Here is a 13,870-nt window from a genome sequence, read left to right as displayed (position 1 = left end):
ATTACTTGAGGGTGACGGTCGCGCCGGCCTCTTCGAGGGAAGCCTTGGCCTTCTCGGCGGTCTCCTTGTTGGCGCCCTCGAGGACGGCCTTGGGGGCACCGTCGACGACGGCCTTGGCCTCGCCGAGGCCGAGCGAGGTGAGCTCGCGGACGACCTTGATGACCTGGATCTTCTTGTCGCCGGCAGCCTCGAGGATGACGTCGAACGAGTCCTTCTCCTCCTCGGCCTCAGCGGCGCCCGCGCCACCGGCGGCACCGGCCACGGCGACGGGAGCGGCGGCGGTGACCTCGAACTTCTCCTCGAACGCCTTCACGAAGTCGTTCAGCTCGACGAGGGTCAGGCCCGCGAACTGGTCCAGCAGCTCCTCAGTGGTGAGCTTTGCCATGATGTTTCTCCTAATGGAATGGGCGATCTGCCCGTGTGGTGTGTGGAAAGAAGACGCCCCCGCTCACGCGGCTTCGGCGGTCTCCAGCTTTTCGCGAAGCGCGTCGATGGTGGCCGCGGCCTTGCCCATCGTCGCCTTCATCATGCCCGCAGCCTTCGCCAGCAGAACCTCGCGGCTCTCGAGCGAGGCGTACTTGTTGACCTCGTCGGCCGTGAGGGCGTTGCCCTCGAAGATGCCGCCCTTGATCACCAGAAGCGGGTTGGCCTTGGCGAAGTCACGCAGAGCCTTGGCAGTGGCGACGAAGTCACCGTGCACGAAAGCGACGGCCGAGGGACCCTTGAGGTCCTCGTCCAGAGCAGTGATCCCCACGTTGTTCGCGGCGATCTTGGTCAGCGTGTTCTTCACCACGGCGTACGAGGCGTCCTGACGGATGCTGTTGCGCAGCTCCTTGAGCTGGGCGACCGTCAGACCGCGGTACTCGGTCAGCAGAACGGCGTTCGAGTCCTCGAAGTTCTTCGTGAGCTCGGCAACCGATGCGTCCTTCTGCGCCATGGTCACTCCTTGGATGTGTACGTGACGCCCCACGATGGCGGGGCGCCGCCTCCGTCCGCTCTCTTGCGAGACACACCCCGCATACGCGAAAAAGCTCCGGCGCAAGCGCACGGAGCTTCGATACGGTTTCCCGGGAATCCTGTGACACCTGCGCAGGCCCCTGCGATGCAGAGCTTCGTCGGTGTTCACCTTGCGGCATCCACCGAGACCAGCGGTCTTTGGCTACCTGCAGTCTACGCCGTCCCCGCCCCTCCCCCAAATCGCGCCCCTCCCTCGCCCTTCAGGCTCGCGAATCACCTCCGGATTCGCGAGTCACCGCCCGATACGCGCGAGTTCGGCGGTGATTCGCGAAAGGGGTGGTGATTCGCGAGCGGGGCGGGGATGCCGGGGGCCTACGCTGGATCGTGCCGTTCGCGACCGACGAGTAGGATGAGCCTCGGTGTTCCAGATGATCCTCGCCGAGACGCTGCCCGACGTCGTGGCCGCCGAGACGGACGCCGGGGCGCAGGCCCGCCCGGTCGACGCCGATGCCGCCGCCGCAAGCACCCGCGGCGACTACGGGCGCGTCTCGCGCTGGGCCCTGGGCCTTCTCGGCACAGCAGGAGCCGCACTCGCGACACTCCTCGCCGCCTTCCCGCTCTCTCTCGTGGGGTCGGGCGACGACGCCGGAGACCTGGTGTTCGGTGCGATCTTCGTCGCGGTCGCCCTCGCCATCGGCATCCCCTCCGTCTGGCTGCTCGTGGCCCTGCACCGGTCAGGCCGGCGCCTCTCGCGCGCGGCGGGTTACTGGGCCGCCCTGCCTTACCGGCTGGGCCGGCGCGCGCCGCGTCGCGGAGACTGGTTCGCGGTGCGATTCCTCGGCTTCTCGTCCGACCTGCTGTTGAGACTCATCAGCTCGGTCCTCGCGGGACTCGCCGCGATCTTCACGCTCGTCGGGGCCGTCCGTGCGATCGCGACGGGCGCCCCCGCGTGGGAGGTCGTCTTGTGGCTCGCGTGGGGCGTGCTGTTCACGGCCGTCTGCGTGGGCCAGTTCGGCGGCGTCCAGCGAATCCAGAACGGGCACACCGCGCGCGATCCGTGGACCTTCGCGCGCCGCAATCGTCGCTGACCCGATCTCGGGGTTAGCCTCGAAGACATGACTCCGGAGGCCATCGCACGCATCGCCCCGGATCTCGCCTCCCGCATCGTCGCCGATTCGCGCGACCGCGTCGGCTGGATGCGCGCCCGCTCCCGCGGGATCACCGCGACCGACGTCGCCCAGCTCACGAGCCACACGGCCATCGCCCGCGCGGCGGACGCGAAGCTCGGCGGCGGCAGCGGGTTCTCAGGGAATGCCTACACCGACCACGGCCGGCGCCGCGAGCCCGAGATCGCCGCCTGGGTCGCCGCGACCCACGGCATCCACCCCTCCTCCGCGCTGTTCCACGCGGTCGTCGAGAAGCGGCATCTCGCGACCCCCGACGGCATCACGGTGGATGCCGACGGCCGCGTCACTCTCGCGGAGATCAAGACGACCAACAAGACGTGGCGCTCGATCCCGCGCACCTACCTCCGCCAGGTCTGGTGGCAGCAGCACGTGCTGGGTGCGGAGCGGACGCTCGTCGTCTGGGAGGAGCACGACGGGTTCGTCCCCGTCGGCGACGAGCCGCGGTGCGCGTGGGTCGACCGCGACGAGCGAGAGATCGCCCAGCTCGTCCGTCTCGCGACCGAGCTGATCGACGAGCTCTACCGGCGGACGACCCTGCGGCGCACAGGACAGGCGGCGCAGGCGCAGCCGGGCGAGGGGATGCCGCAGACCCGCCCGACGATGAGGCCGCGCGAGCCGTATCGGGCGCTCGCGCTGTCGGACTGATCTCGAACGAGGAAGCGCGGGGCGTTTCGACTCGCTGCGCTCGCGGGGCGACCGGGGCTCTCGCGTAACACCCGGCGCCTCGACGCGGGATGGTTGACGTGGGTCAACGACGGTCATATAGTTGACGTCTCTCAACGGTTGACTCAGCTCAACCTTCAGGCATCCATCGTCGCGTGCCACCCGCGCTCTGCGCCACCCCTCTCCAGGATTCGAAGGAACACGTATGTCCGCCACTTCCACCGATGCGGCCGCGCCGCCGCGCATGTCGCACCGTCAGGTGCTCGAGGCCCTCTCCGGGCTCCTCCTCGGCATGTTCGTGTCGATGCTCGCCTCGACCGTCGTCTCCACCTCGCTTCCGGTGATCATCCACGACCTCGACGGCGACCAGGCCGCCTTCACGTGGGTCGTCACCGCGACCCTGCTCACGACCGCGATCTCGACTCCGATCTGGGGCAAGCTCGCCGACCTCACGAACCGCAAGGTGCTCTACCAGCTCGCGATCGTGATCTTCGTCGTCGCGACCGCCGCCGCGGGCTTCTCCCAGAGCCCCGAGATGCTCATCGCCTGCCGCGCCGTGCAGGGCATCGGCGCCGGCGGTCTCGCCGCCCTCAGCCAGGTGCTGATGGCCGACATCATCTCGCCGCGCGAGCGCGGCCGGTACATGGGCCTGTTCGGCGGCGTCATGGCCCTCGCCACGATCGGCGGGCCGCTGCTGGGCGGTGTCATCACGGATGCCTGGGGCTGGCGCTGGAACTTCTTCGTCGCGCTCCCTGTCGCCGTCGTGGCGCTGATCCTGGTGCAGACCACCCTGCACGTGCCCGCGCGGCCGAGGAAGAAGACCACGATCGACATCGCCGGGATCGTCCTCCTCTCGGTCGCCGTGAGCCTTCTGCTCATCTGGGTGACCAACGCCGGCACCACCACGACCGGCGCCTGGGAAGACCTCGCGAACAACAACGACTGGTGGAGCCTCACGAGCGTCCTCATGGTCGGCGGCGCGCTCGTCTGCGCGATCCTGTTCGTCATCGTGGAGCTGCGCTCGGCCGAGCCGCTCATCCCGCTCTCGCTGTTCCGCAACCGCACCTTCACGCTCTCGGTGATCGCCTCGATCGCGACCGGCATCGCGATGTTCGGCGCGTCGGTGTTCCTCAGCCAGTACATGCAGCTCGCCCGCGGCGCGACGCCCACCGAGGCGGGCCTCATGACGATCCCGATGATCGGCGGTCTGCTGATCTCCTCGATCGGCGTCGGCGCACTCGTGACCAAGTTCGGCACGTGGAAGCCCTACCTCATCGTCGGATCGGTGCTCCTCGTCGCCGGTTCGTACCTGCTGTCGACGATCCATTACGACACGAACTTCTTCCTCGTCTCGGTCTACATGTTCCTGCTCGGCGCGGGCGTCGGCATGACGATGCAGAACCTCGTCCTGGTGGTCCAGAACACCACCCGACCCGAAGAGATCGGCGTCGCGAGCTCGGGCGTCACGTTCTTCCGGAGCCTCGGCGGCACGGTCGGCGTCTCGGTGATGGGCGCGGCCCTCGCCGCGAAGGTCACCCAGCTCGTCGGCGAGCGCAAGGAGGACATCCAGGCCGCGATCATGAGCCTCGGCGACAAGGCGCAATACTGGGCCGAGCAGCTCCAGTCCGGCTCGCTGCCGAAGGTCTCGGCCATGCCCGAGGCGCTGCGCACCGTCTTCGAGAGCATCTACGGCACCGGCATCTCACACGCGTTCCTCATCGGCGTCCCGTTCGCGGTGCTGTCGCTCGTGGCGATCGTGTTCCTGCCGAACAAGCCGCTCACCACGATGACGACGACCGAGCGCCTCGAGGCGAGCGAAGCAGACGTTGCGACCGTCTCGGTTCCCGAGGCGATGGCGACCCTCGGCGCGACGGGCGCGGTCCCGTCGGTGTCCACCGACAGCGGTGCGGATGCCGACACCGCCGCCGACCGCGACGACACCCGCGCCGGCCGCGGCGGCGACCGCCCCTCCCGTTAGGCTCCTGCCGTGACGGAGGACGAACTCAGAGCCCGCACCGCCGCCGTGCGGGCTCTGGAGGCGGAGTTCGGCGAGTTGATCAACCGCATGCGCGGCATCCTCATGGAGAACGCGCAGCGGGTGAGCCCCGGAATGCTCCCCGGCGCCTACAAGATCTTCACGACGATCGCGCGCCGGGAGCGGATCTCGCAGTCGGCGCTCGCCGACCTCCTCGTCGTCGACAAGGGGCAGCTCAGCCGGTCGGTCCGCGAGCTCGAGCAGTTGGGTCTGATCCAGCGCGAGCCCGACCCCGAGGACGGACGGGCGAGCATCCTGTCCGCCACGCCCTACGGCCTGGAGCGTCTGGAGGCGGCCCGCCGTCCGCAGGAGGACACACTCGTCGGCGCCCTCGAAGAGTGGCCGCTCGAGGACATCGACACCCTCACGCGGCTCCTGCACGCCCTGACGGCCGGCGTCCTTCCGCACCTCTGACGCCCTCCGCCGCCGCGCCGCCGCCCGCTTGTCAGTCCTCGAGCACCGGCCTTCTCGGTGCGGTAGCACCGGCGTAACGCAATCGTGACAATCCCGGGGTTGGATGGGGTCATCACCGACACTCGGCGGCGACGTGGACACGGGCGGAAGGACACGACCATGAGATTCCGACCGTTGCGGGCATCGTCCACGCAGGGCGCCGTCCAGGACGAGGCTCCCGAAATCCCCGAGGAGATGCGCGCGATCGTCATGGATGCCCCGGGCGTGCCCGACGTGCTGCGCGCGACGACGATCCCCACGCCCGCGCCGGTGCTGAGCGAGCTGCTCGTGCGGGTGGCCGCGGCGGGGGTGAATCCGATCGACGCGAAGACGCGCGCGGGCGGCGGCGTCAGCGGATCGATCGATGAATACCCTTCGACACTCGGCTTCGACTTCAGCGGGGTGGTCGTACAGACCCCGTACGAGGCGCACCCTCTGCCGGTCGGCACCGAGGTGTTCGGCATGGTCCCCTTCCCCCGGTCGTGCGGGACCTACTCCGAGTACACGGTTGTCCCGACGCTGTCGGTCGCACGCAAACCCGCCTCACTGTCGCACGTCGAGGCGGCGGGCGTGCCGCTGGCCGCCCTCACCGCGTGGGGGCTCGTCGTCGAGACTGCTCACGCCCACGAGGGGCAGCGCATCCTCATCCACGCGGGCTCGGGCGGCGTGGGCCACTTCGCCGTCCAGCTCGCCGCCTACTTCGGTGCCCACGTGACCGCGACAGGATCCGGGGGCAATCTCGGCTGGTTGCGCGAGCTCGGGGCATCCGTCGTCATCGATCACACCACGATGCGCTTCGACGAGGTCGCCGGTGAGGTAGACGTCGTGATCGACCTGGTCGGCAACGTCTACGACGACACCGGCACCCGCTCGTTGCGGGTGCTCCGACCGGGCGGGCTGTACATCCTCGTTCCGACGGGTTCATGGTCGGGCTATGCCGACGCCGCGGCCGACGCCGGCGTACGCGCGACGTCGTACAAGGTGGCCCCCGACGGCGGGGTGCTCGCGACGGTCGGCCGGCTGCTCGAATCCGGTGCCATCCAGGTGTACGTCGACCACGTCTTCCCCCTCGCCGAGGCGGCCGCAGCGCACGCCGAGCTGGAGAAGGGCCACACGCGCGGCAAGATCGTGCTCGCCGTCACCGAGCTCTGAGTTCCCCTCTCCCTCGTTCGCAGGTCAGACCGCGAGCACCCGCCGCCCTTCCGCGACGACCTCGCGGGCGACGGCATCCAGCAACGCCGAGCGGAGGTTCCACTGCTGCCAGTGGAGCGGGACGTCGATCGGCGCTCCGCCCAGCGGAACGAGCGCGCCCGCCGCGAGCGCCTCGGCCGACTGCAGACGCGGCAGGAGCGCCCAGCCGAGCCCGAGCGCCGTCGCGGTCGCGAAATCGTGAGACGCGGGCACTCGGTGCCGGGGCGGCGCGGCGGGGTCGACGCCGCGCGCGGCCAGCCATCGCGACTGGAGGTCGTCGCGTCGGTCGAAGTCGATGAGCGGCGCGGCGGCGAGGGCCTCGGTCGTCGGTCCCTCCGGCAGCCAGGTCGCCACGAAGGCGGGGGTCGCGACCGCCTCGTAGCGCAGCACCCCGAGCGGCTCGGCACGGCAGCCGCCGACGGGCTCGGCGCGCGAGGTGACGGCCCCGGTCACGGTGCCGTCTTCGAGCATGCCGGCAGTGAAGTCCTGATCGTCGCGGTGCAGGTCGAACACGACGGGATACCGTGCGCTCAGGCGCGCAAGCGGTGAGAGGAACCAGGTCGCGAGAGAGTCGGCGTTCACCGCGAGCGCGACGCTCACGCGCGCGGACGCGTCGCCCATCTCGGCGGCGGCGTCGGACTCGAGAAGCGCGACCTGGCGCGCGAACCGCACGATCGCGTGCGCGGCGGGGGTCGCTCGCAGCGGCTTCGCGCGGACGAGCAGCACCCGACCGACCTCGTCCTCGAGCGCGCGGATGCGTTGACTGACCGCCGAGGGAGTGATGTGGAGGGTCGCTGCGGCAGCCTCCATGCTCCCCGCGTCGAGCACGGCTGCGAGCGTCGCCGCGCCGAGGGCGGGAATCCGCATGATGAAGCTCACCTTCATGGACGTAAGAATCCTGAACTGGACTGTATCAGTGCGCCCGCCTACCGTCGAAGAGTGCTCCCCTCCCTCGTCGCCGGTCTCGGGCTCGGTCTCTCGCTCATCGTGGCGATCGGCGCGCAGAACCTGTTCGTGCTGCGGCAGGGCATCCGCCGCGAGCACGCGCTCGCCGTCGCCGCAGTGTGCGCGCTGTCGGATGCCGTGCTGATCGCGGTCGGCGTCTCGGGGCTCGGCGCGATCCTCCAGGCCGCACCCTGGCTGATCGACGCCGTGCGGTGGGCCGGCGCCGCCTTCCTGCTGGGATACGCGGCTCTCGCGGCACGACGGGCGCTGCGGCCGAGCGGCGTCGCGCTCGCGGTCGATGAGGCGGGCGGCGCCGGCGCGAGCGCTCCTGCCGTCGTTGCGACCGGGGCGCCGCGTGCGACCGCGACCGCCGCACGCCTCGCGCCGGCGCTCGCCACCTGTCTCGCGCTGACGTGGCTGAACCCGCACGTCTATCTCGACACGGTGTTCCTGCTCGGTTCGGTCGCGAACACGCACGGGGAGGACCGGTGGTGGTTCGCGGTGGGGGCGATGACGGCATCCGTCGTGTGGTTCTTCTCGCTCGCGCTCGGAGCACGCTACCTGGGGCGCTGGCTCTCGACGCCGCGCGCGTGGCGCATCCTCGACGGCGTCATCGCCGTCGTCATGCTGGCGATCGCCGTGAGTCTCGTCCTCCCGCACTGAGGGGGCGCTGACGCGGCCGACCCTGCACGATCAGCTACCCTCGATCTGCGTCTTCCGCGCCTGCACGAGCGCACGGACGGTGTCGTCGGGAAGCGGCTCGGTGAAGCGGATCGTGCCCTTCGCATGATCGACGCCGTCCAGCAGCGGCGCGATCTCGTTGATCGCGGCGGGACTGAACGGATAGATGCCGAAGTGCTTCTTCGCCCGCATGACCGACAGCAACGGCGACCCGCGGTAGACGAGCGCCGGCATGCCGTAGCCGAGCCCCTGCTCCGCATCGGGGGCGACCTGACGGGCGATGTCGTAGGTATGGGCGATGATCGCGGCATCCCCCGGCTCGAGCGTCGCGAGATAGTCGTCGATGGTTCCCATAGCGGCATCCTTCCCGTTCGACGGCCATCGGGACAAGATGGGGGAATGAGACGCGTGCACGTACTCGTGAGCGGAGAGGTCCAAGGCGTCGGCTTCCGCTACACCATGCAGCAGGCGGCCGAGCGAGCCGGGGTGAGCGGCTGGGTGCGGAACCTCCGTGACGGCCGCGTCGAGGCGGAGATCGAAGGCGAGGACGCCGCTGTCGCCGACGTGCTGTCCTGGGCATCCGTCGGCCCGCCCGCGGGGAGCGTGGATGCCGTCGACGTCCGCGACCTGCCGGTGTCGGGCGGGAACCGCTTCGAGGTCCGCCGCGACGGGTGAACGCCGCGCGGACGAGAAAGGGGCCCCACCCGAAGGTGGAGCCCCTTTCGTGACCACCGGGTGATCAGGCGAGGGTGTTGACGTCCAGCGGGATGCCGGGGCCGAACGTGGTCGACACGGCGCCCTTCTGGATGTAGCGGCCCTTCGCGCTGGAGGGCTTGAGGCGCACGATCTCTTCGAGCGCGGCCTTGAAGTTCTCGTCCAGCTGCTCGGCCGTGAACGAGGCCTTGCCGACGACGAAGTGCACGTTGGCGTGCTTGTCGACGCGGAACTCGATCTTGCCGCCCTTGATCTCCTCGACGGCCTTGGCCGGGTTGGGGGTCACGGTGCCGGTCTTGGGGTTCGGCATGAGGCCACGGGGACCGAGGACCTTACCGAGGCGACCGACCTGGCCCATGAGCTCGGGCGTCGAGACGGCCGCGTCGAACGCGGTCCAGCCGCCGGCGACCTTCTCGATGAGCTCGGCGCCGCCGACCTCGTCGGCGCCCGCGGCGATGGCGGCCTCGGCGGCCGGGCCCGTCGCGAAGACGATGACGCGCGCGGTCTTACCCGTGCCGTGGGGCAGGATGACCGTGCCGCGGACCATCTGGTCGGCCTTGCGCGGGTCGACCGCGAGCTTCAGGGCGACCTCGACGGTGGAGTCGGTGTTCTTCGACCCGGTCTCCTTGGCGAGACCGACGGCCTCGGTGGACGTGTAGAACTTGTCGCGGTCGATCTTCGCCGCGGCTGCTTCGTAAACCTTGGACTTAGCCATTGTCGTTCCCCCCTCAGTCCTCGACCGTGATGCCCATGGAGCGGGCGGTGCCGGCGATGATCAGCGAGGCGGCCTCGATGTCGTTCGCGTTCAGGTCGGGCATCTTCGTCTCGGCGATCTGGCGGACCTGATCCTTGGAGAGCTTGCCGACCTTGGTGGTCAGCGGGTTGGCGGCGCCCTTGGGAACGCCGGCAGCCTTCTTGATGAGCTCCGCCGCGGGCGGGGTCTTCAGGATGAACGTGAAGCTGCGGTCCTCGTAGACGGTGATCTCCACGGGGATGACGTTGCCGCGCTGCGACTCGGTCGCGGCGTTGTACGCCTTGCAGAACTCCATGATGTTGACGCCATGCTGACCGAGCGCGGGGCCGATCGGCGGCGCCGGGTTGGCGGCACCGGCGTTGATCTGAAGCTTGATCAGGCCGGTCACCTTCTTCTTCGGTGCCATTCTTCTTCCTTCTGTCGAGCGCCGCGGCGGATGCCGGGGCGCGCTTCCACGCACCAGGCGAACCCTGGAGGTGGTGGTGGATGCCGCGCAACGCGTGCGCAACCTCTTAATTCTACCCGATCGGCTGGATTCCGGCATCCAGCCGTCTCTTGCTCCCATCAGGGAGACAGGAGATCTCACGAGAACAGGACGCTCCCCGCGGGGAACGTCCTGTCTCGGTGAGATCTCCTACGCCGGCGATGTGCGTGCGTCGGCGCGGGGATGCCTTACTGCTTGGTGACCTGGTCGAACGAGAGCTCGACGGGGGTCTCGCGCTCGAAGAGCGAGACGAGGACGGTGAGCTTGCCGCGCTGCGCGTCGATCTCGCTGATCGTGCCGGGAAGGCCCGCGAACGACCCCTCCTTGATGGTGATCGTCTCGCCGACCTCGAAGTCGACCTCGGTGATGACCGAGCGCGCCTGCGTCGACGAGCCCTTGGCGGCGCCCTTCGCGGGGGCGACCTCGGCGACCTGCACGAGGGACTTCAGCATGTTGAAGGCCTCTTCGAAGCGCAGCGGCGTCGGGTTGTGGGCGTTGCCGACGAATCCCGTGACGCCGGGGGTGTGGCGGACGACCGACCAGGTGTCCTCGTTGAGCTCCATGCGCACGAGCACGTAGCCGGGGATCCGGACGCGCGTGACCATCTTGCGCTGGCCGTTCTTGATCTCGACGACGTCCTCCATCGGGACCTCGACCTGGTAGATGTCCTCTTCGACCTCGAGCGTGTTCTTGCGCTGCTCGATGTTGGCCTTCACCTTGCGCTCGAAGCCGGCGTACGAGTGGATGACGTACCACTTGCCGGGGAGCGACCGCAGTTCGGCGCGGAACGCCTCGTAGGGGTCTTCGGGGGTCTCATCGGCCTCGATGTCGGCGTCGACGTCCGCCTCGACCTCGTCGATGGCGTCGGAGACGGCCGAGACCTCGGCGACCGCCTCGGGGTCGAGGACGGGCGCGTCGGGCTCGCCGTTCACGTCGGGGCCGTCGTACGGGGTGACGTCATCGGCCGCGGCGGCGGCCTGCTCGGCGGCCTCCTCGGCGAGCGAGTCGTTGAGAACCTCCGCGGCGGCTTCCGCCTCGGCGGCCTGGTCGATCTCGAGTGCGTCGTTCACGATGGCGTCTGCCTCCGGGTCGTCGATGTCGATGTCGTCGAGATCCTCGTCGTCGCCGTCTTCGTCCACGACGTGGATCGCGACGGTCTCGGCGGCGGAGGAGGCGTACTCCTCTTCGGCGAGGACGTTGCCCTCCTGGGCTTCGTCGTCCTCGCTGGACTGCTCCGCGGCGGTCGCCCAGTCGGCGTCGTCGACATACTTTTCAGACACGTGTGTTCTCTTCCCTCAGGAGTGGGGCCAGGCGTGTGGCCGCTCGGATTCCGTCGCTCAGCTCGGGATGCCGAAGACGACATCCACGATCAGGGTCGAAACCCAGTCGAGGCCGTACACGATCGCCATCATCACGATCACGAAGCCCAGGACCACGCCGGTGTACTTGATGAGCTCCTGCCGGGTCGGGGTGACGACCTTGCGGAGTTCAGCGAACACCTGACGCATGAAGAGTGCGATCCGCTGGAAGAAGTTCAGCTGCTTCTCCCGCGACGCGCCGCCTGCTGCGACGACGTCGCCGTGCGCCTCTTCCTGGACCATGTACCCACCCATGTGACTTGCTCGTGCGAATTGCTCGGACTTGCTTCCGTGCCAGCGTGTGCTGACGCGCGCAGGGCGGACAGGAATCGAACCTGCAACCTGCGGTTTTGGAGACCGCTGCTCTGCCAATTGAGCTACCGCCCTAGATCTCGGAGGCCCGGGATCACAGGGGGAAATCCGCCCCTCCACCGCAGCGCACCACTGTGCGGGCACGGCGAAAGAATGCAGATTTCGACTGCACTGACCAGTGTACGTCATGGCCGTCAGGGGCGCGAACGCGCACCTGCTCTGCCACCGGGTCACCGTCAGTACTGCTGGATGCCGTACCGGTCGGGCTCCTCGCCCCGCTCGAAGTCCCGGCCAGACACCGACGTCGGGACGATGCGGACATAGTTGTACTTCACCGTGGGGATCCAGGGCTTCAGCGGCAGGGCGTCGGCCTCGGAGACTTCGTCGGCGGTCAGGAGCCGGCGCGCGGTGCCGCGGACGACGACGCTCCAGGCATCCGTGTCGGTATGCTCGTCGACCTCGAAGAGCACCTCGTCGTTGATCGTCAGCTCGGTGAGCTTGCTGCCCTCCGCCGTGCGGAACAGGAGCGTCCCATTGTCGACGACGTAGTTCACCGGGAAGATGTCGAGGACGTCGCCGACGTGCGTGACGAGCCGCCCGAGCTCCTGCTCGGACAGGCGGTCCCAGCATTCACGGTCGGTGAGGCGGGTGATGGGGTCGGGCGCATTGTCCATGCCCCCCATCTTGCTCCGCCGAGAGCGGCGGCGGTAGGCGCGGTTGCCGGGAGTATCGACGCTGCAGGGTCAGGGCCCCGTGCGGATGAGCTTCTTGTTGACGAACTCGTCGGCGGCCAGCAGGCCCATCTCACGCCCCGTGCCGCTGCGCTTGACGCCGCCGAAGGGAAGCTCGGGCGAGTCGGCGAGCACGAGGTTGACGTAGACCATCCCGGCCTCGATCTTGTCGGCGATGCGCTCGGCCTGTGCCTCGTCGGTCGTGAAGACATACGAACCGAGACCGAACGGGGTGCCGTTGGCGATCTCGACCGCCTCGTCCTCCGAGCGGGCGCGGTAGACGACGCCGACGGGTCCGAAGAACTCCTCGCGGAAGGCATCCATCTCGGGCGTCACGCCCGTGAGCACCGTGCCCGGGTAATAGGCCTCGTCGCGGACGCCGCCCGTGACGACCGTGGCGCCCTGCGCGACGGCGCGGTCGACCTGCTCGGCGAGACGCTCCGCCGCCGTCAGCGACGACAGCGGACCGAGGACCGTGTCTTCCGCGAACGGGTCGCCCACGGTCGCGTCGGCCATCGCGGCGCTGAACTTCTCGACGAAGGCGTCGTAGAGGTCGTCGGCGACGATGAAACGCTTGGCGGCGTTGCACGACTGGCCGTTGTTGTCGAGGCGCGCCTCGACGGCGGCCTGCACGGTGGCGTCGAGGTCGTCGGTCGACAGCAGGATGAAGGGGTCGGAGCCACCGAGCTCGAGCGCGACCTTCTTGAGGTTGCGGCCGGCGATCTCGGCGACCGCCGCGCCCGCGCGCTCGGAGCCGGTCACCGAGACGCCCTGCACGCGCGGGTCGGCGATGACGGTCGCCGCCTGATCGTTCGTCAGGCGGACGTCGGTGTAGGCCCCGTCGGGGAAGCCGGCGTCGTGGTAAATCGTCGCGATCGCGGCGGCCGACTCGGGGCACTGCGGGGCGTGCTTGAGGAGGATCGTGTTGCCGAGCGCGAGGTTCGGCGCCGCGAAGCGCGCGACCTGGTAGTACGGGAAGTTCCACGGCATGATCCCGAGGAGCACGCCCAGCGGCGAGCGGCGGATGACGGCCGTCCCCTCCCCCAGGATGTCGATGGGGAGGTCGCGGGTGATCTCGTCGATGTGGTCGGCGTAGAACTCCGTGATGTCGGCGGCGAAGTCGACCTCGCCCTCGGCGGCGGCGAGGGGCTTGCCCATCTCGCGCACGATGATCGCGGCGAGCTCGTCGCGGCGCTCGCGGTGCAGCCCCGCGACCTTCCGGAGGAGGGTCGCCCGCTCGGCGGGCGTCGACGTGCGACCCCACGAGCGGAACGCCGCGTCGGCGCCCGCGATCGCCGTCTCGACCTCGGCATCCGTCGCCGTGGGGTACGTGGCGAGGGTCTCGCCGGTGGCCGGGTTCACGACTGCGTAGTCCATGTGCGTGCTCCTTGTCGTCGCTCTCGTG

17 protein-coding genes and 1 tRNA gene are annotated in these 13,870 nt (G+C 69.3%); 7 read left to right on the top strand and 11 right to left on the bottom strand.

What is annotated here, in order from left to right; all coding sequences use genetic code 11:
* Position 1 precedes the first annotated feature (1 nt).
* Entirely contained in the window at positions 2–385 is a 384-nt protein-coding gene (rplL, locus tag AC3ENQ_RS07120; RefSeq protein WP_431803070.1) for a 50S ribosomal protein L7/L12, read from the bottom strand.
* Positions 386–448: 63 nt separating this feature from the next.
* Positions 449–937, bottom strand: a complete 489-nt coding sequence (rplJ, locus tag AC3ENQ_RS07115; RefSeq protein ID WP_431803068.1) for a 50S ribosomal protein L10 — start codon at positions 935–937, stop codon at positions 449–451.
* Between the two features lie 439 nt (positions 938–1,376).
* Here rplJ and AC3ENQ_RS07110 point away from each other — a divergent pair, with 439 nt between their 5' ends.
* The 5 genes from AC3ENQ_RS07110 to AC3ENQ_RS07090 all read left to right on the top strand — a co-directional run bounded on the left by AC3ENQ_RS07110 (position 1,377) and on the right by AC3ENQ_RS07090 (position 6,447).
* Positions 1,377–2,045 (top strand): hypothetical protein, encoded by a 669-nt coding sequence (locus tag AC3ENQ_RS07110; RefSeq protein ID WP_431803066.1) that lies wholly within the window; start codon positions 1,377–1,379, stop codon positions 2,043–2,045.
* 27 nt (positions 2,046–2,072) lie between these two features.
* Complete coding sequence (locus tag AC3ENQ_RS07105) at positions 2,073–2,789, top strand: YqaJ viral recombinase family protein (RefSeq protein ID WP_431803064.1); 717 nt, start codon at positions 2,073–2,075, stop codon at positions 2,787–2,789.
* 223 nt (positions 2,790–3,012) lie between these two features.
* Positions 3,013–4,785, top strand: coding sequence for an MDR family MFS transporter (locus AC3ENQ_RS07100; RefSeq protein ID WP_431803062.1), 1,773 nt, complete (start codon positions 3,013–3,015; stop codon positions 4,783–4,785).
* Between the two features lie 9 nt (positions 4,786–4,794).
* Positions 4,795–5,256 (top strand): MarR family winged helix-turn-helix transcriptional regulator, encoded by a 462-nt coding sequence (locus AC3ENQ_RS07095; RefSeq protein ID WP_431803060.1) that lies wholly within the window; start codon positions 4,795–4,797, stop codon positions 5,254–5,256.
* 159 nt (positions 5,257–5,415) lie between these two features.
* Positions 5,416–6,447 (top strand): NADP-dependent oxidoreductase, encoded by a 1,032-nt coding sequence (locus AC3ENQ_RS07090; protein WP_431803058.1) that lies wholly within the window; start codon positions 5,416–5,418, stop codon positions 6,445–6,447.
* 24 nt (positions 6,448–6,471) lie between these two features.
* Here AC3ENQ_RS07090 and AC3ENQ_RS07085 read toward each other — a convergent pair whose 3' ends face one another.
* Positions 6,472–7,371, bottom strand: a complete 900-nt coding sequence (locus tag AC3ENQ_RS07085; RefSeq protein WP_431803057.1) for a LysR family transcriptional regulator ArgP — start codon at positions 7,369–7,371, stop codon at positions 6,472–6,474.
* Positions 7,372–7,425: 54 nt separating this feature from the next.
* On the opposite strand from AC3ENQ_RS07085, the gene AC3ENQ_RS07080 reads away from it, so the two are divergent.
* Positions 7,426–8,094 carry a LysE/ArgO family amino acid transporter gene (locus tag AC3ENQ_RS07080; RefSeq protein ID WP_431803055.1) on the top strand — a complete coding sequence of 223 codons (669 nt, stop codon included), beginning with the start codon at positions 7,426–7,428 and terminating at the stop codon, positions 8,092–8,094.
* 30 nt (positions 8,095–8,124) lie between these two features.
* On the opposite strand, the gene AC3ENQ_RS07075 is transcribed toward AC3ENQ_RS07080, so the two are convergent.
* Entirely contained in the window at positions 8,125–8,466 is a 342-nt protein-coding gene (locus AC3ENQ_RS07075) for an iron chaperone (RefSeq protein WP_431803053.1), read from the bottom strand.
* A gap of 45 nt (positions 8,467–8,511) precedes the next feature.
* Between AC3ENQ_RS07075 and AC3ENQ_RS07070 the strand changes: the two genes are divergently transcribed.
* A complete protein-coding gene (locus AC3ENQ_RS07070) occupies positions 8,512–8,787 on the top strand; it encodes an acylphosphatase (protein WP_431803052.1) in 276 nt (91 codons plus the stop codon).
* A 64-nt stretch (positions 8,788–8,851) separates the two neighbouring features.
* Here AC3ENQ_RS07070 and rplA read toward each other — a convergent pair whose 3' ends face one another.
* The 7 genes from rplA to AC3ENQ_RS07035 form a co-directional block, all read right to left on the bottom strand.
* The gene (gene rplA, locus AC3ENQ_RS07065) at positions 8,852–9,541 is read right to left on the bottom strand and encodes a 50S ribosomal protein L1 (RefSeq protein ID WP_431803051.1); all 690 of its coding nucleotides are present in this window, start codon (positions 9,539–9,541) and stop codon (positions 8,852–8,854) included.
* A 13-nt stretch (positions 9,542–9,554) separates the two neighbouring features.
* Positions 9,555–9,986, bottom strand: a complete 432-nt coding sequence (gene rplK / locus AC3ENQ_RS07060) for a 50S ribosomal protein L11 (RefSeq protein ID WP_431803049.1) — start codon at positions 9,984–9,986, stop codon at positions 9,555–9,557.
* A gap of 266 nt (positions 9,987–10,252) precedes the next feature.
* Positions 10,253–11,344: a transcription termination/antitermination protein NusG gene (nusG, locus tag AC3ENQ_RS07055; RefSeq protein ID WP_431803047.1), complete on the bottom strand. Its 1,092-nt coding sequence runs from the start codon at positions 11,342–11,344 to the stop codon at positions 10,253–10,255.
* Between the two features lie 57 nt (positions 11,345–11,401).
* Positions 11,402–11,665 carry a preprotein translocase subunit SecE gene (secE, locus tag AC3ENQ_RS07050; RefSeq protein ID WP_431803045.1) on the bottom strand — a complete coding sequence of 88 codons (264 nt, stop codon included), beginning with the start codon at positions 11,663–11,665 and terminating at the stop codon, positions 11,402–11,404.
* A 71-nt stretch (positions 11,666–11,736) separates the two neighbouring features.
* Positions 11,737–11,809: transfer RNA gene (locus AC3ENQ_RS07045), tRNA-Trp, on the bottom strand.
* A 161-nt stretch (positions 11,810–11,970) separates the two neighbouring features.
* On the bottom strand, positions 11,971–12,408 hold the full coding sequence (locus AC3ENQ_RS07040; RefSeq protein WP_431803043.1) for a pyridoxamine 5'-phosphate oxidase family protein: 438 nt from the start codon (positions 12,406–12,408) through the stop codon (positions 11,971–11,973).
* Positions 12,409–12,477: 69 nt separating this feature from the next.
* A complete protein-coding gene (locus AC3ENQ_RS07035; RefSeq protein WP_431803041.1) occupies positions 12,478–13,842 on the bottom strand; it encodes an NAD-dependent succinate-semialdehyde dehydrogenase in 1,365 nt (454 codons plus the stop codon).
* Positions 13,843–13,870 lie beyond the last annotated feature (28 nt).

It is taken from the genome of Microbacterium sp. bgisy203, from assembly GCF_057706945.1.
This window is presented reverse-complemented; position numbering and strand designations above follow the sequence as displayed.